This is a genomic window from Wolbachia pipientis, from assembly GCA_023052945.1.
Classification (GTDB): Bacteria; Pseudomonadota; Alphaproteobacteria; order Rickettsiales; family Anaplasmataceae; genus Wolbachia.
Genome location: CP095495.1, coordinates 1,533,134 through 1,557,328, shown reverse-complemented (window position 1 = coordinate 1,557,328; position 24,195 = coordinate 1,533,134). Strand labels below are relative to the sequence as shown.

Below are 24,195 nucleotides of genomic sequence, written 5' to 3'. Positions count from 1 at the left end.
TACTATTTGCATCATCTGAGTAGCTATAGGAACTGGATACCAATATCGGCGATGGTTTATGCCTATTTAACTAGATCTTAAATTAGATAAAAAAAGGTAGTCTTGATAAAACTTATTTACAACAAGTTTTTTTACATTTGGATTTTCTGTTTGTTCTTTTTTGTACCCTAATTTATAGCTTATTGAATCCTTATATGAACTGATCATTTTGTATGCTTTGTTCATCTCTCTAGGAAAGATGCCATTAGCAATTACGACGCATAACCCTGTAGCTGCTGCAAAAGCTAGAGTGGTAAATGCTAGACTTTGTAAAAAATCCCTTCCACTAATTTTTTTTTCCTGTATATTAGCAGAGTGCGATTTGTTTGATGCTTCTTCTAGATGTTCATGCCATATATGATTGCAGTTCGTACACTTTACCTTTCTTCCAAATGCACCAATTTGCTCAGAAGATACTAAGTAAGTTTTAGTACAACTATTACATTGTATTTTCATAGCACTTACATATAAAGTAGTAACAAGCTCAAATAGTACAGAGCTATAAATTTAATATTAATATATATAACAAATGGAAGGTTTGCAACTAAAAAAAACACAAAGTGAGATAGAAAATATTTGGAAAAATAGAGAAAAATTTAATGACTGTAACCTAAAGGAAACAGCAAGAATAGCAATTAAAGAGGTAATTGAGCTCCTTGATAGTGGCAAAATTAGAGTAGCAGAAAAGCTATCAAGTGGAGAATGGGTAGTACATAAGTGGATAAAGCAGGCAATATTATTACATTTTCTCACTGAAGAAAACAAAATAATAGACAATACCAATTGCTGGTTTGACAAGATCGGTAACAAATTTAGTGAATGGAATGAGGAGAAATTTCGCCAGTTAAAAATTAGAGCAGTTCCTGGGTGTTTTGTCCGCCGATCTGCTTATATAGGTACAAATGTTGTTCTAATGCCAAGTTTTATCAACGTTGGTGCATATGTTGATTCAGGAACAATGATAGATACCTGGTCAACGATTGGTAGCTGTGCACAAATAGGAAAAAACTGCCATATTTCCGGTGGAGTGGGAATAGGTGGAGTCCTTGAGCCTATTCAAGCTTCACCTGTCATTATAGAAGATAATTGCTTTATTGGAGCACGTAGCGAGGTAGCCGAGGGTGTGGTAGTGAGAGAAGGATCAGTCCTTGGCATGGGTGTGTTTATTGGAGCGTCAACAAAGATTATTGATAGAGAAACTAGCGAGGTATTTTATGGCGAAGTGCCACCTTATTCTGTAGTGATACCAGGGTCTATTCCATCTAAAAATAACATTTCAACCTATTGTGCAGTTATAGTAAAAAAAGTGGATAAAAAGACGAGATCGAAAGTCTCTATAAATGAAATATTGAGGGATTAAACTATCTCACTGCTTGTCGTCACTTTTTTTATCATTATTACTAACCACAGTAATGGCATACGCACATAACTCTGAGAAAGAGACTCCATTTTCTTGAGATAGTTTATGTAATTTTTGTAGACTTTCTTTTACTTTATTAGGGATATTCCCTCCACGTTCTTTTACAAGCCAGGAATCTTGATGATGAATTGGATGAGCATCACTCTTTGGATTTCCTATGTATATTGCAAAAAGTGAACTTTGCCCTTTGAAGTCACATTGTACAGTAAATTTTTTTATAGATTCGGCCATTTAAAGACCTCTACTTTTCTTTTTGGTCGATTTTATAGCAGGTGGAAGAGGTGGTTTCTTTATAAAATCTTGTCTATTGACAACACTTTCTTTACCTTCCAAAGCTCGGCGAACATCAGCTCTTCTTAATTGCGACTCTTTTGCTACCTTCATTCCATGCTTTGCCATAATATTAGCATATGCTAGTACTTTTTTTACCAATGCTAGATCACCATCTAGCATTTGAACTAGCACTTGAAACACTTCCGCTAAAGTTAGTCCATCAGCATTTATAACCTTGTTTTCTATAAAATTGACAGCTTCTTCAAATTTGTATTCAATACTATCATCTTGAGGTATAAGGGCAACATAATCGGTGTTTTTGTCGTCCATAACTGAAGCACTATTAATCACAAACTTGAGTTTATACTATATATATAAATACTCTACTATTTTATATTATGGCACGCTATAGTTAAACATTTATTAATAACATGCTCACTTATATACACGAATTAATTGACAAAAGTCAAGGATCAATATCCATCAGTGATTTCATAAATGCCGTTTTGTACCATGAAAAATACGGCTATTATACGAGTAGATTACCACTTGGTAAGGATGGTGATTTTACTACTGCACCTGAGATCAGCCAATTATTTGGTGAAGTAATTGCAGTTTGGATAATGCATACATGGGAAAAATTAGGAAAGCCATCAAAATTTTCTCTAGTTGAACTTGGGCCAGGTAAAGGAACACTGATTCACGATATAATAAGAGTCACTAGAAAATACAGCAGCTTTTTTAATTCAATGTTGATCCACTTAGTTGAAATAAGCCCTACTTTACGGAAGATACAAAAGGAAAAATTAAAAGGCTTAGGTGTTAATTGGCACAAAGATATTGACAACCTACCAGAACAACCAACCATTTTTTTAGCAAATGAGTTCTTTGATGCTCTTCCGATAGATCAGTTTGTATATCGTGATGAGGGGTGGTATGAAAATAGGGTGACAAAACAAGATGATGGCAGTCTCTTGGTGTCATGCCAGTGTGTAGTGCCCCTTCCTCGTCATCCCAGTGCCCCCTCTTTGTCATCCCAGTGCGTGACACTGGGATCCAGCAAAATTGATTGTAAACAAGCGCACTATGCAACATTTTCGATCAAAAAACTGGACTCCAGTGTCAGTTACTTTCATAACACCATCTGCAAGTCGTGCAGTTGTATACCAAGCGCTAGAATGACAAATGGAAAACTTTTTAATGGTGCAGTGGTGGAAATATGTTCGACTGGGGTTGAAATATTAAAAAAACTTGAAAAGAAGATACATAATAATAAAGGAGCTGCTTTGATTATAGATTACGGTTATGTATACCCCGCATATAAGAGCACTTTGCAATCGATAAAACAACATAAGTATGCTAATTTTCTTGAGAATGTTGGTAATAGTGATATTACTGCACTTGTGAACTTTCAAGCATTAAAAGATTCATTAAAACACGTAGATTGCGAGATTTTAACTCAAAGAGAATTTTTGTATCTTTTTGGCATAAAAGAAAGAACCCAGGCTTTAATGAAAAGCGCAAATGATGAACAAAAGAATAGGATCTTTAGTGAATTCTTAAGGTTGACTGAAAATATGGGCACTCTTTTTAAAGCAATGCTATTGATAGCATAGCTAAAGTAATTTATGTTATTGGGTAAGTTAAAAATATGATATAAATGAGATAGGAGGGAGCTACTCACTATAGGAATAGAGTTGTGCGCGCGACCTAGGGTTTTATACCATTCTAGAGGTGATATGCGGAAAAGGGGGGATTCGAACCCCCGACATATTTTCATATGTGCACGCTTTCCAAGCGTGTGCTTTAGACCACTCAGCCACCTTTCCATGCTTATTCATAATATTGAAAATTGTACTGCTAAACAATATAAAAACCTGAGACCTGCTGCGAATCAAGCGATAAAAAAAGGAAAGGAGGGTGACTAAAATCAAGGTTAACTAAAAGGCGTGCTTAAGATTTACAATACCAGCAATAATATTGAACCTCAGGTTATATTTTTTCTGAAAATTGCGATAAACATTCGACATAATCTTAAATATCTTTATCTCTCGGATCTTGTTTTCTACTCTCATTCTAAATGATGCTAATCTTCTATTATGCTCTGGAGTTAATGGCTTTTTACGATACTTTTTATATGGAATTATAACATTGCTTTGCAATTTTTGCCAACCTTGATATCCAGAATCGGCATGTTTTATGCTATCAAGTGGTAAATATTTTTCTTGTTTCCTTATGCGGAAATCACTAATTCTACCACGGTATGACTTTGACACTGATAAAATTCTTCCTCCTTCTTCGATAATAATCTCAGTTTTCATAGTGTTGGTTCTTTTTTTCCTGAATATGATTTCTTCCGTTTTTTACTATCTTCTGGTCTCTGTATTTGCTGTTCTGTAACATCAGCCAAAATCTTCAGTATTTTTTCTGGCGTCATACTTCTATCTTTTGTTATAGTCACTTTTTTGGCGAGTAATGGCTCTATTCTCTTAAGTAACCTACATACATTTGCGTTGTGTACATTGAATAGGCATCCTAAAAATCTATGTGTTATGTAAGTGCGATAGTACAAAATTACGCAAAACAACTTATCTTCCAGAGTTGGTAGTTTTGATCTTCTACCATGACACTTTTTCTGTTTTTCCCATCCAGACCTCACTTTTTCCACTACTTTTTCGAACTCCTCTATAGTTAAACCTGTTATATTACGAAAGTTTCTTGGGTATTTTTTCATATTATAGTAACTAAAGCTCATTTTTTTTCCTTACTTGATCTGCTTATTCTTCTTCTACCTCTCTCACATCATTTTTTCAATCACCTTTTTCAGCAGGTCTTTAGATGTACAGTCCCAGAGTGTGATGGTAAGGATTTAGTATAAACAATTCAGGAGCACTGAGAACATATAAATTCAAAAGGAGTAAGACCATTACAGGTATAATGCAGGAAGTCTAATAGCGCAGCAACACGGAACCCCAAGTCAGGCCTGCACCTATTGCAATCAGCAGTACCAGATTTCCTGATTTTATTTTTGATTCTTGTATTGCATAGTCTAAAGCCAGTGGAATTGACGCTGCTGAGGTGTTTGCATGCTTATCAACGGTATTAATCACTTTCTCTATAGGAAAATCTAATTTCTTTACTACTGCTTCAATAATACGAATGTTTGCTTGATGGGGAATTAACCAGTCAATATCAGTGATTTTCAAATTATTGCATCTTAGTGTTCCCTCTACTGAGGCTGTTAACTTATCCACTGCATGTTTAAACACTTCTCTTCCATTCATGCATATTTTTCCAGAATCATCAGTAGAGGATACCCCTCCGTTCGTACATAATATGTTCACATTGCCATCAGAGTGTAAGTTCGTTGATATGATGCCGCTGCTACCCATTTCCGATTTTATTATCACTGCACCAGCACCATCACCAAAGAGTACACAAGTTGACCTATCTTCCCAGTCAACAATCCTAGACATTATTTCAGCACCAATAACGAGCGCATATTTAATTTTATTGTTAGATTTTATGAGCGAATCAGCAACTGTAACTGCATATATAAAACCAGAGCATGCTGCTTGTACATCAAAAGAAAATGCGTTTTTACATTTTAACTTACTTTGTACAATCGTTGCACAGCTAGGAAAAGTTTTATCAGGAGTTGTTGTGGCAACTATAATCAAGTCAATTTCACCCACTGAAATTTTAGCTTTTTCTATAGCACTTTTTGCTGCATTTACAGCTAGATCTGACGTTAATTCTCCTTCATCTGCTATATGCCTTTGAACTATTCCTGTTCTCTGCCTTATCCATTCATCGCTTGTCTCAACTATCGATGCAATTTCGTTGTTACTCAACGTTTTTCTTGGTAGGTAAGATCCAGTGCTTAATATGAAACTTTTATTCAATATGACTTACCCCGTTAATTATCTTTTGATTTAAATTTTCACTAATTGCATTTACTGCAAATTTTATAGCATGAGCAAAAGAAATAGCATCAGAATTTCCATGACTTTTAATGATGATACCATTCAGCCCTAAAAACATAGCTCCACTTCTAATTTTGGGATTAAAACGCGTTAATGCTTTATTTAGTTTAGATTTTAACAATATACCAACAAGCATCTTTGTTGCCCATGAGCTCAGTACTTCCTGCTTTATTAGATTGATAAAAGTACTAGCGGTTGCCTCAGCTGTTTTGAGCATTACATTGCCAACAAAACCATCAGCAACAATCACATCTATATTACCCTCTAAAAATTCACTTGCCTCTATATACCCTTTGAAATTAATGCCTGGAGCGTTTTTAAGCAACTCAAAAGCGCCGCGTACTGAGTCAGTGCCTTTAACTTCTTCTGTGCCGATATTGAGCAAAGCAACCTCAGGATTGTCAATTTTTAGCGCTACTTTTGCAAATATGCTTCCCATTAATGCAAATTGGAATAACAAATCGGCATTACAATCGACATTTGCACCAAGGTCAAGCAAAGCGAAGCTTTTTGTCTTAGTTGGACAGATAGAGACAATAGCAGGACGATAAATATTTGGTAATGTTCCTAAAATAAATCTGGAAATTGCCATCAACGCCCCGGTGTTGCCTGAAGATACCACTCCGAAAGCTTTACCTTCTTTCACTGCAACAATTGCAGCTTTCATACTTGAGTCTTTACGATGTCTCAGCGCAAAAGATGGCTTATCATTTGCAAGGACATTGTCAGAACAATGAGTAAATTCAGAATTGTTACTTACTTTTTTATATTTCAAAAGCAAAGGAGATACTTCTTCCTTATCTCCATAAATATGAAAAAAAACTTTAATTCCTGGGTCAACAAGATTATCCAAAAAAAAACCAGCACCCTGAATTATGGAAAGAGGTGCAAAATCGCCCCCCATAGCGTCAAGTGCAATAACTATGTGATTATTGACCGTAGGTAACATACCATAATAGTCATTCTGCCTGTTGCTTAATAAAAACCCGTTTTCCTTTGTAACTGCCATCGACCGCTACATTGTGAGGCAACATGAATTCCCCAGTTGTTGAACATACCACAACATTCTTAGGCTTAATAACATGATGAGAACGATGCATATCACGCCTTGACTTTGATTTTTTTCTTTTTGGAACTGCCAAAATTTCCTCCATTTTACTACAAAATACAATACATTAGTAACATGTTTTTTACAAGAAGTAAACAGGGATAGTAAAATAAGTAAGGTTTGCTTATGTAATTGAGTCCTATGGATTTTAAATTAAAACATCAAGTATATTGAACTTAAAACATATCTCAGCTATACTTTGCGATAAAGTTAATAAAAATTTTAATAAAATCAGTAACTCTAGCTAAAATGAATACAAAGTGAGCTTTTTTGATATAAATAGTGTTAGAATAATTGGTAGGTACTTTATCAATTTTTTGTTAAGGCTTGGTAGTGCATTCATATTTTTTATTCAATCTCTATACCACTGCTTCGTACCACCATATTATTTTAGCAACGTAGCAAGACAAATTATAGAGATAGGCTTTTTCTCTCTGCCAATTGTTGGGCTCACTGGAGTTTTTATAGGAGCGGCGATAGTTTTACAAAGTAGCTTGAGTGACCCATTAATTAACCAAGAACAGATAATACCCAAACTTGTTACGATCACTATCATTAAAGAGTTAGGACCAGTTTTGATCAGCTTAATAATGGTAGGAAAGATTGGATCATCAGTTGCAGCAGAAATTGGTACAATGCGCATCACCGAGCAAATAGATGCCCTTACAACTTTGAACATCAATCCTTTCAAATATTTAATTGCACCAAGGATTTTAGCGTCAATCATAGTATTTCCCATACTTATAGTATGTGCAGATCTAATAGGAATATTTGGAGGGTATGTCACTGCAGTCTTCGAATTTAACCACAATCTAAATATATACATTAAATACACAACTCAGTTCTTTAATATGTACGATTTTATTGTTGGGCTAATAAAAGCAATTGCTTTTGGCGCCATAATTTCTGTTTCAAGTTGCTATTACGGTTACCATTGCAAAGAAGGTGCACGAGGAGTAGGTGTTGCTACAACATCAACTGTTGTTTTATCGTCCATACTGATCATTTTAGCAAACTACATGATTACTTTGATACATGCGTAACCCCATAATATCAATATTGAACTTAAGCTTATCTTTTGATGATAGGACAGTACTAAAAGATCTAAGTTTTGATATATTAAAAGGGGAATCATTAGTCATACTTGGCGGCTCAGGAAGTGGCAAATCTGTACTAACAAAAACAATTATTGGCTTGCTTGCTCCAGACTCAGGGTCTGTTAAAATAAATAGCAAAAGCAAAAATAAATTTGGGGGTTTATTTCAAAATTCCGCTTTACTTGACTACGTTACAGTGTGGGAAAATATATCTTTTAATTATAAAAAGCGCTTTAATATCAGCAAAAAGGAGGCAAAACAGCTAGCAATTGAGAAGTTGAATGATGTTGGACTGGAGGAAAACATAGCAGATATGTTTCCAATAGAGCTATCAGGTGGAATGAAAAAAAGAGTGGCACTTGCAAGGGCGATTGCACACAATCCAGAAATCATTATTTTGGATGAACCAACTTCAGGATTGGACCCAATTATGTCAGATATAGTAAACGAGATAATAATAAAATTATCTAAAGACTTTAACCCTACAATTATCACGATTACACATGATATTCATAGCGCATTTAAAATAGCTGACAAAATAGCAGTATTATATGAAGGGGAAATCATTTCCCATGGAACTATTCAGGAAATACAAAATACTAATAACGAATATATAAAGAAATTCATTCGTTATATAAGGTAGCAGACATTGGAATTCGGATTTTTTCAAACTGGGTCCTATATAAGATGACAGAAATTGTTTGTATTAGCTATATTCAAAAGCTCTATTAGACCTGCTGCAAAAGGTGATTGAAAAAATGATGTGAGAGAGGTAGAAGAAGAATAAGCAGATCAAGTAAGGAAAAAAAATGAGCTTTAGTTACTATAATATGAAAAAACACCCAAGAAACTTTCGTAATATAACAGGTTTAACTATAGAGGAGTTCGAAAAAGTAGTGGAAAAAGTGAGGTCTGGATGGGAAAAACAGAAAAAGTGTCATGGTAGAAGATCAAAACTACCAACTCTGGAAGATAAAGACCTGCTGCGAATCAAGCGATAAAAAAAAGGAAAGGAGGGTGACTAAAATCAAGGTTAACTAAAAGGCGTGCTTAAGATTTACAATACCAGCAATAATATTGAACCTCAGGTTATATTTTTTCTGAAAATTGCGATAAACATTCGACATAATCTTAAATATCTTTATCTCTCGGATCTTGTTTTCTACTCTCATTCTAAATGATGCTAATCTTCTATTATGCTCTGGAGTTAATGGCTTTTTACGATACTTTTTATATGGAATTATAACATTGCTTTGCAATTTTTGCCAACCTTGATATCCAGAATCGGCATGTTTTATGCTATCAAGTGGTAAATATTTTTCTTGTTTCCTTATGCGGAAATCACTAATTCTACCACGGTATGACTTTGACACTGATAAAATTCTTCCTCCTTCTTCGATAATAATCTCAGTTTTCATAGTGTTGGTTCTTTTTTTCCTGAATATGATTTCTTCCGTTTTTTACTATCTTCTGGTCTCTGTATTTGCTGTTCTGTAACATCAGCCAAAATCTTCAGTATTTTTTCTGGCGTCATACTTCTATCTTTTGTTATAGTCACTTTTTTGGCGAGTAATGGCTCTATTCTCTTAAGTAACCTACATACATTTGCGTTGTGTACATTGAATAGGCATCCTAAAAATCTATGTGTTATGTAAGTGCGATAGTACAAAATTACGCAAAACAACTTATCTTCCAGAGTTGGTAGTTTTGATCTTCTACCATGACACTTTTTCTGTTTTTCGCATCCAGACCTCACTTTTTCCACTACTTTTTCGAACTCCTCTATAGTTAAACCTGTTATATTACGAAAGTTTCTTGGGTATTTTTTCATATTATAGTAACTAAAGCTCATTTTTTTCCTTACTTGATCTGCTTATTCTTCTTCTACCTCTCTCACATCATTTTTTCAATCACCTTTCTCAGCAGGTCTATAGAAGTATGACGCCAGAAAAAATACTGAAGATTTTGGCTGATGTTACAGAACAGCAAATACAGAGACCAGAAGATAGTAAAAAACGGAAGAAATCATATTCAGGAAAAAAAAGAACCAACACTATGAAAACTGAGATTATTATCGAAGAAGGAGGAAGAATTTTATCAGTGTCAAAGTCATACCGTGGTAGAATTAGTGATTTCCGCATAAGGAAACAAGAAAAATATTTACCACTTGATAGCATAAAACATGCCGATTCTGGATATCAAGGTTGGCAAAAATTGCAAAGCAATGTTATAATTCCATATAAAAAGTATCGTAAAAAGCCATTAACTCCAAAGCATAATAGAAGATTAGCATCATTTAGAATGAGAGTAGAAAACAAGATCCGAGAGATAAAGATATTTAAGATTATGTCGAATGTTTATCGCAATTTTCAGAAAAAATATAACCTGAGGTTCAATATTATTGCTGGTATTGTAAATCTTAAGCACGCCTTTTAGTTAACCTTGATTTTAGTCACCCTCCTTTCCTTTTTTTTATCGCTTGATTCGCAGCAGGTCTTATGTTATATAATATACTGTACAAGTATTAAATGAAGCAGTGTAATGAAAGACATTAGGGATAAGGTTATAGCTCTTGCAATAATTGGTGGTATAACAGGAGGTATTGCCAGTCTTGTGCTAAATTTAATAAAATTAATAGGGATGATTATTAGTTTTGTACTAAGTTTTATGGAAGTTGCTGCTGGTTTTGTACTAAGCTTAGTAGGCCTAAAGGTAGCTTTGGCTTGTCTTGCGCTAGGCTTAATTGGAGCTATTGTCATTGATAGGCAAACCAGCTCATCACCTTCGATCAAAAAGATAATTGTTCCGCCTATTATTGTTTGTGGAATAATTTTAATAGGGCACATTGCTGACTTTGTGTTGAACTTTATTAGTTCGTCACCTTTGATTATGGGAGGAACGATTGGTTTTATATATCCAGCACTGTCTACAATTTTGTTCTCATTTGCAGTTTTATCGTATAATTCTAATGAGGAAGACAAAGCCTTCGATGGAATCTTTCAAAATAGTAAAACATTTTTCATAAAATTAGGTATTGTGACAGTAATCGGTACAGCAGTTGGAATTGGTCTTGGTGCTGCTGTTAGTGCTATTTTCCCTAATGTCATGCTTGGAATGTGGTCGATAGCTTTAGCAAGCACAGCAATAGGAGCAATAGTATTCCCAATAGAAATTTTTACTGCTGAACTTATTACCCTGTCTGCAATTAAAAAATTAGAAACCTTCACTGCATTTGTGGTAAATAAAGTAACCAAACGTTTTTCTTCAAAAGAAAGTGAACCAAGTGAGCAATTAAGTGGAGCAGAAGTGCTTAAAGCTTTAGGAGACTTACCTTACATCTTACCTTCCACGCCTGTGGACAAAAAAAATAAACCAAGTGAGTCGTTAAATGAAACAGAGGTACTGAAAGCTTTAGGGGACTTACCTTACGTCATCTAGTTTTTCTGCTGCATTTTCAACTCCGTAGTTATTGAAGTGACAGTAAGGCCTTGCACACAGAATTAGAGTTGCGAAGACGTAAATGTTATGTATAACATAAAAAAGTATTAATCTGGAGATAGTATGACCGGGATAGGGGTGACAACAACAAGTTTTGAAGAAAGTGTAAAAGTAGAAACTGCAGAGCAGAAAATAATGAAAGATACAACACAAATAAAACACTCTGTTGAATTTCTAAGTGGTGCGAGTAGTAATAGCACTATTAAAGGGATTTTAGAGAAGATTGAAGAAAAAATAAAGGGATCTCAGCCTCTGGATAATGTCAATGTCAACACTGATGAAGTAGATGCTGAAATTAAAATAGAATCTGGTGAAAAAGATGATGTATACAACATTAAATTTACAGATATTAAAATTAAACAAGTTCAAACTCAAGATAAGAAACAAAATGAAGAATTAGCTGCGTTAAATACACTTAAGAAAGTGCGGTTGTTTGCACACAGGAAGGAGGTGGATGGCAAAGAAGAATATAAATTTGGAGTAAAGTTTGGTAAAGATGGAGAAGAATTTACCATAGGTGGAGATAATGAAAAGTTACCATATAAATCACAAGTAAGTGCACTAGAAGATGGTTTTGATAAGAATTTAGCATTAATTGCAACAGCAACAGGATCTGGTAAAACCATAACAAAACTCATGTTTGCTCTTGTAGCAAAATTACGTGGAATGGATGTTGTATCGGTTAATCCCCGTGCTGACTTGGTAGGGCAAGAATATGAAGAGCAAAAAGGAGCCGTATCAAAACTAGGTGATATTAACTATGATAATTCTTACAAAAAAGAATACAAACACAATGTGGTAAGTCTAGAGGCTTTCTTTAATAGCTCAAATGAAATATTAGATTTTAGTAAATTTTCCAAGCTGCTGAAAGATGAAAAGGCGGAAGATGAGGAATTTAAGGTAGATTTAAAAAACAAAGAAATAACAATTGGTGGAAATATCACGATCTATAAAGATTACTATACGATTGGGGGCAAGGAATACAAAGAAAGTATTTTTAATGACCGCAATTTACTTTTAATGCTTGATGAAGTGCAGGATATGGTTGACAAGGGAGAAGCATATTATAAAACAACCCAGCTTTTGCTATTGCTTGCACATTGGAAAAAAATAAACCTGGTAATAACAACGGCAACTCCTCCTGTTTGGATGAAGGGCTACATAAAAGAGGAAGAAAAAAAGGGAAGAGCGCATATTGAAAGTCAATCGTTGCAGCAAAAAATTAAGTTGGGTATTGGCGCGAGGATTGATGTTAAAGTTAGTAATAATGTAGAAGATAGTGGTTTTGTTAGCAAGTATGTAGAATACCATAATAAGGAATTATTGGAAAGACGACCTGAAGATGATGAATATTATTACAATCCCAAGAAGGACAGTTCTAATATAGAGGAAGAGATAAGGAAGTGCATCATATGGAATATGCAGAGTGTACGCAATAGAATGACTCTTGCTTGCATGGATTCTGATCAAGCTCAGAAGCAGTTGAAGGAGTGTTTGTGGAAAGAGAAAAAAAGTTCAGAGATGGGGGAATTTCTTGACAAGAGTAAGTTAGGTGATTCAACCAGTACAGTAAAGGAAAAACTTTTAGGTCAATTTGGTAAAGAGAATGAAGAAGCAATTGATAAAGTTCTCATAGGCTTTGACTGTAAGGGTAGCATTGTTGATAGTGGTACATTTGCTGTAGAGCATGGGATTATTAACAATGTCATATCGTGCATAACACAGGATAAACTAGATAAAGATAAATTCGAAGATAGGCTGAGTGAGCTCGATAATCAACGGTTCTCAAATATAGAATTATTTAGAGAAAAAGTTAAAAAGGCTATCGCAAAACTTAATGATCAGGAAGCTCATAAAAAGATAGAGGAATATGTTAAAGGTCTAAATATTGACAATTGTTTATATGAATGCGATATAAGATCAGCAATGAAAACTGTATGGGAGGTATTAAAGGACGATAGCAATAAGGACAGGCTAAATGAATTGCTAGACAATCATAATCTCAGCAAAGAAATTCACGGAATGATGCCACCTGACTTGGGTTCCATATTCAATAAAGATATTCTAGATATTCTTGAGAAAAATAGAAGTGCTTTTTTTAGATACCTCAAAGAGCACTATGAAACAGGTGGAATGTTGGCGAAAATAGAATGGAAGTGTAACACACTGTATCAAGAGTATGAAAAAGCAAAGGATGATGCAGATAAATATAAGAGAGAAACACTGAAGCCAGCTAAGGGGGAGTTTGAGGAAGCAGAGAGAAAACATAACGCATGTGAAAGAAGAATAAAAGAGTTAAAAAAGGGGATAGAAAAAGCGAAAGGTGCGGATCGAAATAAAATTGAGGAGATGAGAAAAGAGTTACGAGAAGCTGAAGGAAAACTGGGAGGTTTATGGGACAAAAAGAAGGAAACAGAAGAGAATAAGAATGCTTGTCAAACTACATATAATGGTAAAGAAGAAAAGGCAAAAGAAAAGGGGCAAGACTTAATTACTGCATTTAGAAAAATTACAACAGAGTTTGAAAGTGATGAAAAGTATCCGTTAAGGAGATTACGAAAAGTTTGTGAAAAGTTATCTGTCTACGAGGCTAAGGGTAAAGATGAATGCGCTGGCGATAAATTATCAAAGGTAGGCCTTGTTGGGTATTATTTCAATTGGGAAAGGAAATCGGGTTATAATAATCAAGTACTGCATAACGTTCTTATGAGAGAGACGGTGGAGGATAATATAGAAAATAAGAAGCAGTGCGTAGGTAGGGGAGGTAGGAAGAATGGGCCTATTATATCGTTATCTTATGTTGATTTTGCAAAGGTCAAGAGTCCTGATAAAGTAAAGGGTCAGCTAATAGATAGTGATCCCTTTGACTCTCTTAAGGAAGTGAAGCATAAAACTGATACGAAGAAGTACGCTGAAAGGATAGTTAAAGAGATCGAGAAAGTTGTTGATTCTAAGTATCCAAAAAAAGAGGTTGCAGGAACTAAGGAAGAAATTAAGTTTATTAATGAGGAAGTATACGATGCACTGATTAAAGGTACTTTTGAGTGTATTTTAGGTGTGCGTAAAGAAATTTATAACCGTAGTGGGTACAGTGTTGAAGCAAATGAATGCTTTTATCAGGTTTTAAAGTCTGCAACTTCTACTTTGAAAAAACAACTTGATCAAAAAGGAATAGTAGTAGGTGATTGTGAAATTGAGCTTGGAATTAAAATTCTTGAAAACAAAATAGGTGATCCGTTGGAAAAACATGAGAACTCTTCACGTAACATCACGCGTAAACAAGAAGAAAAAGATAAGGTTAGTAACAAACTGAAGATAGAAGGTAATTTTTTAAAGGTTATTATCATCAAATTTTGTACTTTAGTATTACGTTTGTGGTATTGGAGATTTACCCTTGACAAGTCACAAGTGGAAGAAGTTTTAAAGAAAGAAGATAAGCTTACTTTCAAAGAAAGAGTTGGCCTTATCAGGGAAGAAAATAAGATTCAAAAGGAAGAAGCAGCTTTACAGAAGGTACATGATAAACAGGAGAGCGAAATGGAAGATTTCAAGAAAGAAAAGATAGATCTTCAAAAGCAGTATAATAAAATGCATCAATTCATAGAAATAAAGGCAATCAAAGGTAATGTGGAACACAGGGAAATAACAAAAGAATACAAAGAGAGAACAAAAACAAAACAACTTAAATACATTGAATCAGAGTTAAAAGAAGTGCAAAGTCGTTTGGGTAAAAACAAAAAGGATGTGGATATGTTTAATGAGCTCAATAGTAGTACAATCGGCATAACAGAATTAGAAAATAATATGAATTCTCTAAGAAAGGAATTAGAAGAAATTGTTTATAAACACCAACAATTAGCTGAAATTAAAAAGATTTTAGTAGGTCTGAGAAAGGGTATTATAGGAAATTTTTCAGAAGATGGTCAGAAATCATTGAAAGACAGAATGAGACAGATAACAGAAAGTTTGCACAGCGGTAAGTTAATGGGTAGTACTGATAAAGATAAGATAAAAAGTCAAATTAATGGTCTATACGCTGCAGGCAAAAGTGAAGAGCAAAATAATAAATTAGCTCAAGACATATTTGAACAGCTATTAAATTATATGGAGAAGGCCAGTAAGACTTCAGTGTGCCCGAAAGGTACAGAAGAAGGTAGAACTAAATTTGAGAAGTTGTATAATACAATAAATCATAAAATTAAGGGTCTCAAAGATACAGATCTTGCCGATAAAGCGCTGCAGTGCAATCTTGGTGATGTTGAAAGTTTGCTCACGTATTTTGATGAATTTGCAGATGAGAAGAAAAAGATAGAAGAATGGCAGGAGAAAAAAATCAATTAGAAGGTGAAAAAACTGAGTTATCCGATGATGCAAGACTAACGGATATTTGCAGAAGATTGAAAGTATTTGAAAGTATTAATAAGAATTATGATGTAAGAAGGATTATGTGGCTAGGTATGGTACTTACTGAATTCTTGCCAAAGCTAAATGAAAAGGATCTTGATCTCAAGATGGAGTATATCAACTCCCCTCTTTTCTTAGAACTCTTTACTAATATCGTGGCACCACTTGCTAATGATGGAAATCTCAAAATAGCACTTGATATATTTGATAAGAGTAGCAATAGTTCAAAAGATGGTGCAGGCAAAATCTATAAATTTTATCAAAGTTTATTAAATAAGGATGAGAGTTTTATAAGAGACAACATTGATAATGTGTTAACGAATACAGCTCAATTGTGTGTATTAATTGTATTTACAAAGTTCAGTCATCACGCTAACGCTTTTAGCAAGGATCTTGAGCTTATAAGCTCTTTAACATTTGGTATAGTTAATCCAATAGAGCTGTTCGTTAACAATAACACTTCTGATACTACTAACAATGAGCAAAAAATATATTACAAGATATTGCGAAACGATTTTTCTCAAGAAACTCAACTACAAAAGAAGCATTCAACCATCTAAAGAAACATAACCCTATGAGCACTGGAATTCGTGGTGATCAATTCAATACTGGAACAACTATGTTTTCAACGCTTAATGTAATAATGAGAGGGTTAGCTGTTGCGGCGGATTACACAGCTCATAGTGGAGATAATCAAAATAGCATGTCAGAAAAGGCACTTGGGTTCTTTGGCGATAGTAGTATTAGAAGAGCGGAAGAAGAAACTGCAAGATTAGGTAAAGGTGTACATAAAGAGGTTGCAGAAAAATATATTTATGAATATTTGAGGATATTGAGAGCAGGATTAAATGGTCGTAATTACTGTATATCTCAGCAGCCTGGTGATTTACCAAAAGCTTTGCTTAACACTTGCCATATTCAAAAATTATCGGAAGATTATAAGAAAGCATCACAAGGCCCATTTCCTGCAAGTTTAATAGCTTCTCCAGATATTGAAAGTTTAGATAGAGTTCAAGCAGGGGTTAAGTTGGGTGGGTAAAGTAAGAACTTAAAAGATCAAGGTTCTCAATAACCTACCTAAAATCACTCTGGTTAAGAGTTGCAAGAGCTATTGTAGATCTTGTGAAAAGCGAGGAAGTCGTACATTGCTGAAGTGCGAAATTACAGAATTCTTCTCTGCTAGAAATTTTTGGCTCTTGTGTAGCAGTTTCTTTTGGAGCAGTGGTCTTCCAATTTTTGAATTTTCTAGCAATAGCTTTCCCTATCTTTTTCATAATCTCTATTAAAATTTGTTGTATTTAATGTGCGTAATTTAACCGTAGAACTTCTCCAACTGTTCACTCCACAGCATCGTTATTTCCCTTAAATCAACTAACCTCAAATTACTTGGTTGCCTCCCATTTACTATGTCTTCCTTAATCTTTGGAGCCAGATAATTTAATCTCAAGATTTGCTGTATTCTTCTCATGCTTATCTTAATTTTAGTGCTCAGCTCCTTCACACTTCTATATTTTCCTGCCTCCAGTTGACGTTTCCACAGATGAGCCCTTACCACTGCTTTCAGTAGCGCATTTCCCTTCTGGCTGTGCACTTCGTTGCTTTCTTTTTTAACTACATTGGTATAAATTTTTCTCTGACTCAGGACACACCCCTATAGGTAAACTTTTCACCGCTAGTAATAGCAGAAAGAAATTGGTGGTCTATGAGACTATTTCTTCTTGAGTTGTTCAATTTCATCTTTAGGAAGACCTGTAGATTCAGCTACTAGGTCAACAGATACTCCAACCTTAAGTAAGTTTTTTGCCACTTCAATTTTTCCTTCAATTTTTCCTTCATTAAATTTCTGGTTGAGGCAAGATACGTTATCATCCTCATTTTTCTTAGCTTGTCGATATATATCACGTTCTTCCCTAGTCCAATTATACTCTATCAACTCGTTATAAGCTCTGCCAATAATCTCGTCACTTCCTACTATTTTCTTTAGATCCTCTTCACTAGTCTCACTTGCATACTTAAAGAAATATATCCATTTTTCAACTATGCTTTCTAGTTGATCCTCTTTTGTCTTTGGAAATTTCGGTAGTTCTATGAAAGTAAAACTAAAGTCCTTCAAGTCATGCTCGTGAGTAACCTTATCAAGAGTAACGTGATCTGATTTGTAGGCTGCTTTTTTAGGAAACAGAACAAAATCAGTGATGGCAATGAAGATAACTTCTTTAAGTTCATGATATTTGTCACCTATGCCAGCTTGGCTAAAATAAGCTCCAGCAGCATAGTATTGTGCGCGTTTTTCAAAGCCAGTCGTTCTCGCAACCTGCATCTCGCATATAAATTGAACACCTGCAGAATCTCTACAGAGTACATCGACAATACTCTCCTTTTTAGCGGTAATGTCGGGATTTTGAATGGGGCTTAGGAACTGCACATTCTTTATTTTAGCTTCACCTGTTAGGTTTAGGACATCGTTGAGAAAATGAATGAGAATATCTTTATTTTTCTCAGTACCGAAGATGCGCCTAAAGGCATAATTATTTTTTGGATCTAAAAACTTTGACAAACCCATAACAAATTTTCTTCAAAAGTATTAATAATTATACTCTATTCTATTCAAATATTCAACCTCTTTATTTTTAAATCCTCTTTTTTTAACTTTGGGCTTGTTAAAGAAAAAAACGACTGTCAGAGATGGGCTGAGATCGCATTCCCTACTTTAACATATCTTTTTATAACCACCTCTGTAACATGCCTTGAAAGACCAGAATCAAGTTTTTTTGCCAATACCTTTTTTCAGTGCTCTCATTTTGTTGCTTTTATAAACGTTAATCCATAAAATTTCTCCAACTGTTCACCCCACAGCATCGGTATTTCCCTTAAATCAGCTAGCCTCAAATTACTTGGTTGCCTCCCATTTACTATGTCTTCCTTAATCTTTGGAGCCAGATAATTTAACCTCAAGATTTGCTGTATTCTTCTCATGCTTATCTTAATTTTAACGCTTAGCTCCTTCACACTTCTATATTTTCCTTCTTCTAACTGCCGTTTCCACAGATGGGCTTTTACCACTGCTTTCAGTAGCGCATTATTCGTTTTCCCTTCTGGTTCTACCACCATGCATTTATTTCCTTTCTTCTTTAAATTCATTGCTATAAATGTCTCCTCTGACTCAGAATGCACCTCTATTCCATCTTCTTTTACCATTACTCCCTCTATTAATTTCTTCACCACTTCTTTCTGTTTTCCAGGGCTTAAATTTTTCCATTCTTCTGCTTTTTCTTGCCAATTTTTGTATAGACGTTCGGCTCTTCTCATTACTTCTTTTTCTACTTCTCCTGCTACTATATTCCGACTCTTTGACGCACAGCTTTTTCCAACTAAATGATTGTTGCATACGTAATATCTATACCTTTTATTTTCCTTTTTTGCATAGGTCAGCGTCATGTTTACTTCACAGCTCTTACACTTAATTATTCCCCTAAGCAGCGCTTCCTCATATTTTGCTTTTCTATATGGCTGATCCTTTATCAACTCTTGCGCTTTTTGCCATTTTTCTTCTTCTATTATTGCTTCATGCTTTCCTTCATATTGCCTCTCATAATGCCTTATCTTACCCATATATGTAGGGTTTGTTATTATTCTCCTTACCGTCGCTTTTTTAAAGATATCTGATTTTGCTTTCGTTCGGTACCCTTGGCTATTTAACTCCCTTGCTAATCCTGCCATCGATTTTAGCTCCATATACCTCTCAAATATATGTTTCACCGTCTTTACTTCTTTCTCATTTATTATTAATTCTTTATCTTTTTCATCATACCCCAGTGGCAAAGTTCCACCCATCCACAACCCTTGCTCTTTTGATGTTGCTATTTTGTTTTTTACTCTCTCTACTATCATTTCTCTTTCTAGTTGCGCTGCTCCTGATAACACTGTTTGTACAAACTTCCCCATTGGCGTATTATTGTCAAATATTTGTGTTACTGCTACAAAACTTATCCGGTGCCTTCTAAAAAATGACGTTACTTCTATGCAGTCCTTTGTTTCTCTTGATAACCTATCGAGCGTATACACTACCACGCAGTCTTGTATCTTGTAAAAAGCATCTAATGTTTTAAGCTTAAGCATTAGATGGAGAAGGGAAGAACTCTGTCAGCGGTCTTAGATATAGAATCTGTGAGGTAGATAAGAGTTCCCTTCTCAAGAGTACAGGCTGGACGGTATCGTAGAAAAACCTAAATGGTTCTAATTCTGTATTCACAAGACTAGCCTTACTTTTCATTTTTAATGGTAACGTATATATGATCAACAACTTTTTAGGCATAGACGTATCGAAAGATCGCTTTGATGTTTTTCTCTCATTTATAAGCAAAAAAGGAAGACATGAAACTAGAAAAAGGAGTTTTAAAAACGAGGATTCTGGGTTTCAAGGTCTACTTAGCTTTCTACAAAAACATAATGTAGAAGAAGTAAAAGCCTGCATGGAGGCTACTGGTTGTTATAGCGAAGCTTTGGCTGAGTTTCTGCACAACGCTGGACATTTTGTTAGTGTTCTTATTGCATAAAATCTTATGCGAGGAGTAAGCTTATACGACAAAAAAATGATCAGACTGATGCAGAAATTATTGCTGATTATTGCCAAAGACAAGAACCAACTCGCTGGACACCACCTGCTCCTGAGTTAAAAAAATTGAAACATCTTTATCGTTGCTCGGCTGCATTAAAAGATGAATTGACATTAGTAAATAACCACCTAGAAAAAAAGAGAGGCTACCTAAAGAAGTTGCAAATGCTTGGGAAGACCTCGCAATCAACATAAGACCTGCTGAAAAAGGTGATTGAAAAAATGATGTGAGAGAGGTAGAAGAAGAATAAGCAGATCAAGTAAGAAAAAAAAATGAGCTTTAGTTACTATAATATGAAAAAATACCCAAGAAACTTTCGTAATATAACAGGTTTAACTATAGAGGAGTTCGAAAAAGTAGTGGAAAAAGTGAGGTCTGGATAGGAAAAACAGAAAAAGTGTCATGGTAGAAGATCAAAACTACCAACTCTGGAAGATAAGTTGTTTTGCGTAATTTTGTACTATCGCACTTACATAACACATAGATTTTTAGGATGCCTATTCAATGTACACAACGCAAATGTATGTAGGTTACTTAAGAGAATAGAGCCATTACTCGCCAAAAAAGTGACTATAACAAAAGATAGAAGTATGACGCCAGAAAAAATACTGAAGATTTTGGCTGATGTTACAGAACAGCAAATACAGAGACCAGAAGATAGTAAAAAACGGAAGAAATCATATTCAGGAAAAAAAAGAACCAACACTATGAAAACTGAGATTATTATCGAAGAAGGAGGAAGAATTTTATCAGTGTCAAAGTCATACCGTGGTAGAATTAGTGATTTCCGCATAAGGTGTAAAAGATAAGACTTAATCTGACAGACAAGAATTAACTGACAGAAGAATTGAGGTAGTTAAAACTAATATCAGTCTCTTGTTTAATGCTACTAATATTTTTCTGAAAAGCAATATGTTTGCTATCAAGAAAAGTCTGCATAGGTGTTTTTCCATAGCAGTACTTACCAGAGTGAGGTCTTGTATCATTATAAGAATGCAACCAACAATCAACATCAATCTGTAGATCTTCCAAAGAATTGTAGATTTTCTTTCTAAAGATAATATTGTAACACTCATCTTGCATAGTTCTATGAAATCTTTCACATATGCCATTAGTTTGTGGAGAGTTGGCTTTGGTTCTAGAATGGTCGATATTTTCGATTCCCAAATATAGCTGATAAGCGTGATTTTCTGGCTTGCCACAATATTCCGTACCCCTATCAGTTAGAATGCGTAATAATGGAATTTTCTGCTCATCAAAAAATGGAATAACCCTATCATTGAGAAGATCTTCAGCTGTAATAGCTGTTCTGTCCGTGTAAAGTTTAACCATTGCAACCCTGGAATAAGTGTCAACAAAAGTCTGCTGATAAATTCGCCCTATACCTTTGATATTGCCCACATAATAGGTATCTTGAGAACCCAAATAACCTGGATGTTGCGTCTCAATTTCACCATGAGCTTCCTTTTGTTCTTTCATTTTTTCTAAAGCTGCAAGTTGTTCTTCAGTTAAAATGATTCCGTCTTGAGCTACTTTTGTCTCTAGTGCTTTAAGTCTCTTTTTGAGAGTTTCAAGGTCATTTCTTAGCCATACAGACCTTACTCCTCCCTGAGAAATTATTATACCTCTTTTTCTCAGTTCATTTGCAGCTCTTTCTTGCCCATATGCTGGAAATTCTGTTGCTATACCAATCACTGTTCTTTCTATATTATCGGAAACTCTGTTCGCTAATAGCGGTTTTTTCTTACTTATTTCATGTAATGCTTCCTCTCCTCCATTTTCATATAACTCCTTAAATCGATAAAATGTATCTCTTGAGTATCCCATCACTTTACATGCTTGAGATACATTTCCTAGTTGTTTTGCTAGTTCTAATAACCCTAGCTTTGGTTTTAGTATTTTTGTTTGTATTGTACTCATTTCTAACACTCCTTTCTTTTATTATTTTATAACTTACTTTTTTAAAGTGTCAGATCAAGTCTTATTTAATACACATTAAGCACGATAAAGAAAATCATTCATAATCGCTATAGCAACTAGTGTAGACACTTGACGTTCCTTGTGATTTGATAAATAGAGGTTTTTATCTGACTTCACAACAAGGGCTTCTGGATGACTTTGAAAGTGAACATTACCATGCTTATCTTCAATAGCCTCTATTACCCCCTCACTGGAAAATGCTGCAACTTTATATCCAAGTAACTCCAATTTTCTTCTATTTTCTGGTGTATTACTTACTGCCCCTGAATGAGCATCTGGAAAATATGTTGAAAACCAGCCATTTTCATTAGGTATTAGGAATTTGGCTACTACTTCTGCTAAACGACTATTTGGAACGATCTTTATCTGCTGGAGAGGTACATCCTCTTTCTGTGGATTAGGTGTTGATTTTAAATGAGATCTTTGCTTCTCTTCATCACTCACAACACTCACTACTTCAATTCTCTTTGCATTCATTATGCCTTCACATATGCCAAGTAAATGAATTGCAGGGTTATCATCAACTATTTTTACAATTGCTTCAGTAACAAGCTGGCGATAAGGAGTGGGTGCTGAATGTAAATTATCCGGAATAAATATCCTATTTATTTTGTGCTCTTTAATGAATTGTGCAACTTCAACTTTTATTCGGTCTAATGTTAGCTTTTTTGCCAATGTTTCATCTTGTTTTGCGAGATTAAGTGACTCTGTCTGAATTTTTTTAAGGCTAATTATCTTATTATAATCAATCAGTACAGTCTTAACCCCAAAGTTATTAAACATCTCATAGATATTTTGAGATAGCCCAAGTTCATGTGCTTCTTCCGTTTTCAACAAACCAACAACTACGTCATTATTTACTGTATTTTCTGCCGTCAAGACAGTTGACGCTGGTTCTTCTTTTCTGGTTACATGTTGAGATGCCGGTTTTTTACTAACGCCAGCATAAGTAATATTGCTTAATAATAGAACTATAGTTAATAAGATCTTAAATACTTTATTATAATATTTATATACCATCTCCCTAATATTTATATTATGATATAGAGTATTTTATAACAAAAAGGCAAGTTTGCCACGAAAGAGAAAGTGGCCTGAGCAGGAATCGAACCAGCGACACAAGGATTTTCAGTCCTTTGCTCTACCAACTGAGCTATCAGGCCAACTGTATACTTTCATTTTTAGATAAAAAATGTTATTATGTCTATCAAAAGTTTTTAAAGTAGTTTATATAAAAATAAAGGATGAACATTAATAACAGAATAGGAATCTACCCTGGCACATTTGACCCTATAACTTTTGGGCATATTGACATAATCAAAAGAGCGTGTAAACTAGTCGATAAATTAATAATAGGAGTTGCAGAAAACGTTAATAAGCATATTGCCTTTGACACAAAGCTACGCACAAGCATGGCTGAAAGTGAAATCAAAGGGCTAGGAATTGATGCAGATGTTATATCTTTTAATGGGTTGCTAGTGAAGTTTGCCAAAGAGCAGAATGCTTCTGTTATTATAAGGGGACTCAGAGCAGTATCGGATTTTGATTACGAGTTTCAAATGAGTTGGGTAAATTATAAACTTCTTCCTGAAATCGAAACCATATTTCTTCCTGCTTCTGAAGATACTCAATTTATCTCATCAAGTTTTGTAAAGGAAATAGCAAGATTAGGGGAAGATGTTAGCAAATTTGTATCAAAAGGCGTTCAAAACGAATTGATTAACCTGAATAGGATAAAAAATGGAGAATAGTGCTTGTTGTTTTTTATTTCTGG

The 24,195-nt window shown here is 34.6% G+C and carries 20 protein-coding genes, 2 tRNA genes and 6 pseudogenes; 13 read left to right on the top strand and 15 right to left on the bottom strand.

Annotated features, from left to right (window positions below; genetic code table 11):
* Window positions 1–66 precede the first annotated feature (66 nt).
* Entirely contained in the window at window positions 67–495 is a 429-nt protein-coding gene (locus tag MWH06_07765; GenBank protein UPA55089.1) for a zinc-ribbon domain-containing protein, read from the bottom strand.
* Between the two features lie 73 nt (window positions 496–568).
* Between MWH06_07765 and dapD the strand changes: the two genes are divergently transcribed.
* Entirely contained in the window at window positions 569–1,399 is an 831-nt protein-coding gene (gene dapD, locus MWH06_07760) for a 2,3,4,5-tetrahydropyridine-2,6-dicarboxylate N-succinyltransferase (GenBank protein ID UPA55088.1), read from the top strand.
* 6 nt (window positions 1,400–1,405) lie between these two features.
* Here dapD and MWH06_07755 read toward each other — a convergent pair whose 3' ends face one another.
* Together MWH06_07755 and MWH06_07750 are read right to left on the bottom strand one after the other, a co-directional pair.
* Window positions 1,406–1,690: a DUF2610 domain-containing protein gene (locus MWH06_07755; protein UPA55087.1), complete on the bottom strand. Its 285-nt coding sequence runs from the start codon at window positions 1,688–1,690 to the stop codon at window positions 1,406–1,408.
* Window positions 1,691–2,062 carry a hypothetical protein gene (locus MWH06_07750; protein ID UPA55086.1) on the bottom strand — a complete coding sequence of 124 codons (372 nt, stop codon included), beginning with the start codon at window positions 2,060–2,062 and terminating at the stop codon, window positions 1,691–1,693. It abuts the gene before it with no gap.
* Between the two features lie 101 nt (window positions 2,063–2,163).
* On the opposite strand from MWH06_07750, the gene MWH06_07745 reads away from it, so the two are divergent.
* Window positions 2,164–3,348 (top strand): SAM-dependent methyltransferase, encoded by a 1,185-nt coding sequence (locus MWH06_07745; protein ID UPA55085.1) that lies wholly within the window; start codon window positions 2,164–2,166, stop codon window positions 3,346–3,348.
* Between the two features lie 126 nt (window positions 3,349–3,474).
* On the opposite strand, the gene MWH06_07740 is transcribed toward MWH06_07745, so the two are convergent.
* The 5 genes and pseudogenes from MWH06_07740 to rpmF all read right to left on the bottom strand — a co-directional run bounded on the left by MWH06_07740 (window position 3,475) and on the right by rpmF (window position 6,860).
* A tRNA-Ser gene (locus tag MWH06_07740) sits at window positions 3,475–3,561 on the bottom strand.
* Between the two features lie 111 nt (window positions 3,562–3,672).
* Window positions 3,673–4,487, bottom strand: a pseudogene (locus MWH06_07735) (transposase).
* 193 nt (window positions 4,488–4,680) lie between these two features.
* Complete coding sequence (locus MWH06_07730) at window positions 4,681–5,637, bottom strand: ketoacyl-ACP synthase III (protein ID UPA55084.1); 957 nt, start codon at window positions 5,635–5,637, stop codon at window positions 4,681–4,683.
* Complete coding sequence (gene plsX / locus MWH06_07725) at window positions 5,630–6,667, bottom strand: phosphate acyltransferase PlsX (GenBank protein UPA55083.1); 1,038 nt, start codon at window positions 6,665–6,667, stop codon at window positions 5,630–5,632. Before plsX ends, MWH06_07730 begins: the two co-directional genes overlap by 8 nt.
* A 10-nt stretch (window positions 6,668–6,677) precedes the next feature.
* Window positions 6,678–6,860, bottom strand: a complete 183-nt coding sequence (gene rpmF / locus MWH06_07720) for a 50S ribosomal protein L32 (protein ID UPA55082.1) — start codon at window positions 6,858–6,860, stop codon at window positions 6,678–6,680.
* Between the two features lie 226 nt (window positions 6,861–7,086).
* Between rpmF and MWH06_07715 the strand changes: the two genes are divergently transcribed.
* The 3 genes from MWH06_07715 (at window position 7,087) to MWH06_07705 (ending at window position 8,924) form a co-directional block, all read left to right on the top strand.
* Complete coding sequence (locus tag MWH06_07715; protein ID UPA55081.1) at window positions 7,087–7,869, top strand: ABC transporter permease; 783 nt, start codon at window positions 7,087–7,089, stop codon at window positions 7,867–7,869.
* Window positions 7,862–8,566, top strand: a complete 705-nt coding sequence (locus MWH06_07710) for an ATP-binding cassette domain-containing protein (protein ID UPA55080.1) — start codon at window positions 7,862–7,864, stop codon at window positions 8,564–8,566. Before MWH06_07715 ends, MWH06_07710 begins: the two co-directional genes overlap by 8 nt.
* A gap of 187 nt (window positions 8,567–8,753) precedes the next feature.
* A complete protein-coding gene (locus MWH06_07705; GenBank protein ID UPA55079.1) occupies window positions 8,754–8,924 on the top strand; it encodes a hypothetical protein in 171 nt (56 codons plus the stop codon).
* 36 nt (window positions 8,925–8,960) lie between these two features.
* Here the strand turns inward: MWH06_07705 and MWH06_07700 are convergent.
* Window positions 8,961–9,775 (bottom strand): annotated as a pseudogene (locus tag MWH06_07700) (transposase).
* 62 nt (window positions 9,776–9,837) lie between these two features.
* Here MWH06_07700 and MWH06_07695 point away from each other — a divergent pair.
* The 5 genes and pseudogenes from MWH06_07695 (at window position 9,838) to MWH06_07675 (ending at window position 16,864) form a co-directional block, all read left to right on the top strand.
* Window positions 9,838–10,359 (top strand): annotated as a pseudogene (locus MWH06_07695) (transposase family protein).
* 105 nt (window positions 10,360–10,464) lie between these two features.
* Window positions 10,465–11,361 carry a hypothetical protein gene (locus tag MWH06_07690; protein UPA55078.1) on the top strand — a complete coding sequence of 299 codons (897 nt, stop codon included), beginning with the start codon at window positions 10,465–10,467 and terminating at the stop codon, window positions 11,359–11,361.
* 138 nt (window positions 11,362–11,499) lie between these two features.
* Window positions 11,500–15,762: a hypothetical protein gene (locus MWH06_07685; GenBank protein ID UPA55077.1), complete on the top strand. Its 4,263-nt coding sequence runs from the start codon at window positions 11,500–11,502 to the stop codon at window positions 15,760–15,762.
* Window positions 15,738–16,385, top strand: coding sequence for a hypothetical protein (locus MWH06_07680; GenBank protein ID UPA55076.1), 648 nt, complete (start codon window positions 15,738–15,740; stop codon window positions 16,383–16,385). The genes MWH06_07685 and MWH06_07680 overlap by 25 nt, the downstream gene beginning before the upstream one ends.
* A 14-nt stretch (window positions 16,386–16,399) precedes the next feature.
* Window positions 16,400–16,864, top strand: coding sequence for a hypothetical protein (locus tag MWH06_07675; GenBank protein ID UPA55075.1), 465 nt, complete (start codon window positions 16,400–16,402; stop codon window positions 16,862–16,864).
* 273 nt (window positions 16,865–17,137) lie between these two features.
* On the opposite strand, the pseudogene MWH06_07670 reads toward MWH06_07675, so the two are convergent.
* From MWH06_07670 to MWH06_07660, 3 genes and pseudogenes are all read right to left on the bottom strand, one after another.
* A pseudogene (locus tag MWH06_07670) lies at window positions 17,138–17,454 on the bottom strand (recombinase family protein).
* Window positions 17,455–17,533: 79 nt separating this feature from the next.
* Entirely contained in the window at window positions 17,534–18,388 is an 855-nt protein-coding gene (locus MWH06_07665; protein UPA55074.1) for an Rpn family recombination-promoting nuclease/putative transposase, read from the bottom strand.
* 233 nt (window positions 18,389–18,621) lie between these two features.
* Window positions 18,622–19,944 carry a recombinase family protein gene (locus tag MWH06_07660; GenBank protein UPA55073.1) on the bottom strand — a complete coding sequence of 441 codons (1,323 nt, stop codon included), beginning with the start codon at window positions 19,942–19,944 and terminating at the stop codon, window positions 18,622–18,624.
* 173 nt (window positions 19,945–20,117) lie between these two features.
* Between MWH06_07660 and MWH06_07655 the strand changes: the two are divergent.
* Together MWH06_07655 and MWH06_07650 are read left to right on the top strand one after the other, a co-directional pair.
* A pseudogene (locus tag MWH06_07655) lies at window positions 20,118–20,634 on the top strand (transposase).
* Window positions 20,635–20,713: 79 nt separating this feature from the next.
* Window positions 20,714–21,238: pseudogene (locus tag MWH06_07650) on the top strand (transposase).
* A 34-nt stretch (window positions 21,239–21,272) separates the two neighbouring features.
* Here the strand turns inward: MWH06_07650 and MWH06_07645 are convergent.
* From MWH06_07645 to MWH06_07635, 3 genes are all read right to left on the bottom strand, one after another.
* A complete protein-coding gene (locus MWH06_07645; protein UPA55072.1) occupies window positions 21,273–22,361 on the bottom strand; it encodes an IS481 family transposase in 1,089 nt (362 codons plus the stop codon).
* 75 nt (window positions 22,362–22,436) lie between these two features.
* Window positions 22,437–23,441, bottom strand: a complete 1,005-nt coding sequence (locus MWH06_07640; protein ID UPA55071.1) for a gamma-glutamyl-gamma-aminobutyrate hydrolase family protein — start codon at window positions 23,439–23,441, stop codon at window positions 22,437–22,439.
* Window positions 23,442–23,511: 70 nt separating this feature from the next.
* Window positions 23,512–23,584, bottom strand: a tRNA-Phe gene (locus tag MWH06_07635).
* A gap of 81 nt (window positions 23,585–23,665) precedes the next feature.
* Between MWH06_07635 and coaD the strand changes: the two genes are divergently transcribed.
* The gene (gene coaD / locus MWH06_07630) at window positions 23,666–24,172 is read left to right on the top strand and encodes a pantetheine-phosphate adenylyltransferase (protein UPA55070.1); all 507 of its coding nucleotides are present in this window, start codon (window positions 23,666–23,668) and stop codon (window positions 24,170–24,172) included.
* The last annotated feature ends 23 nt before the right edge of the window (window positions 24,173–24,195 follow it).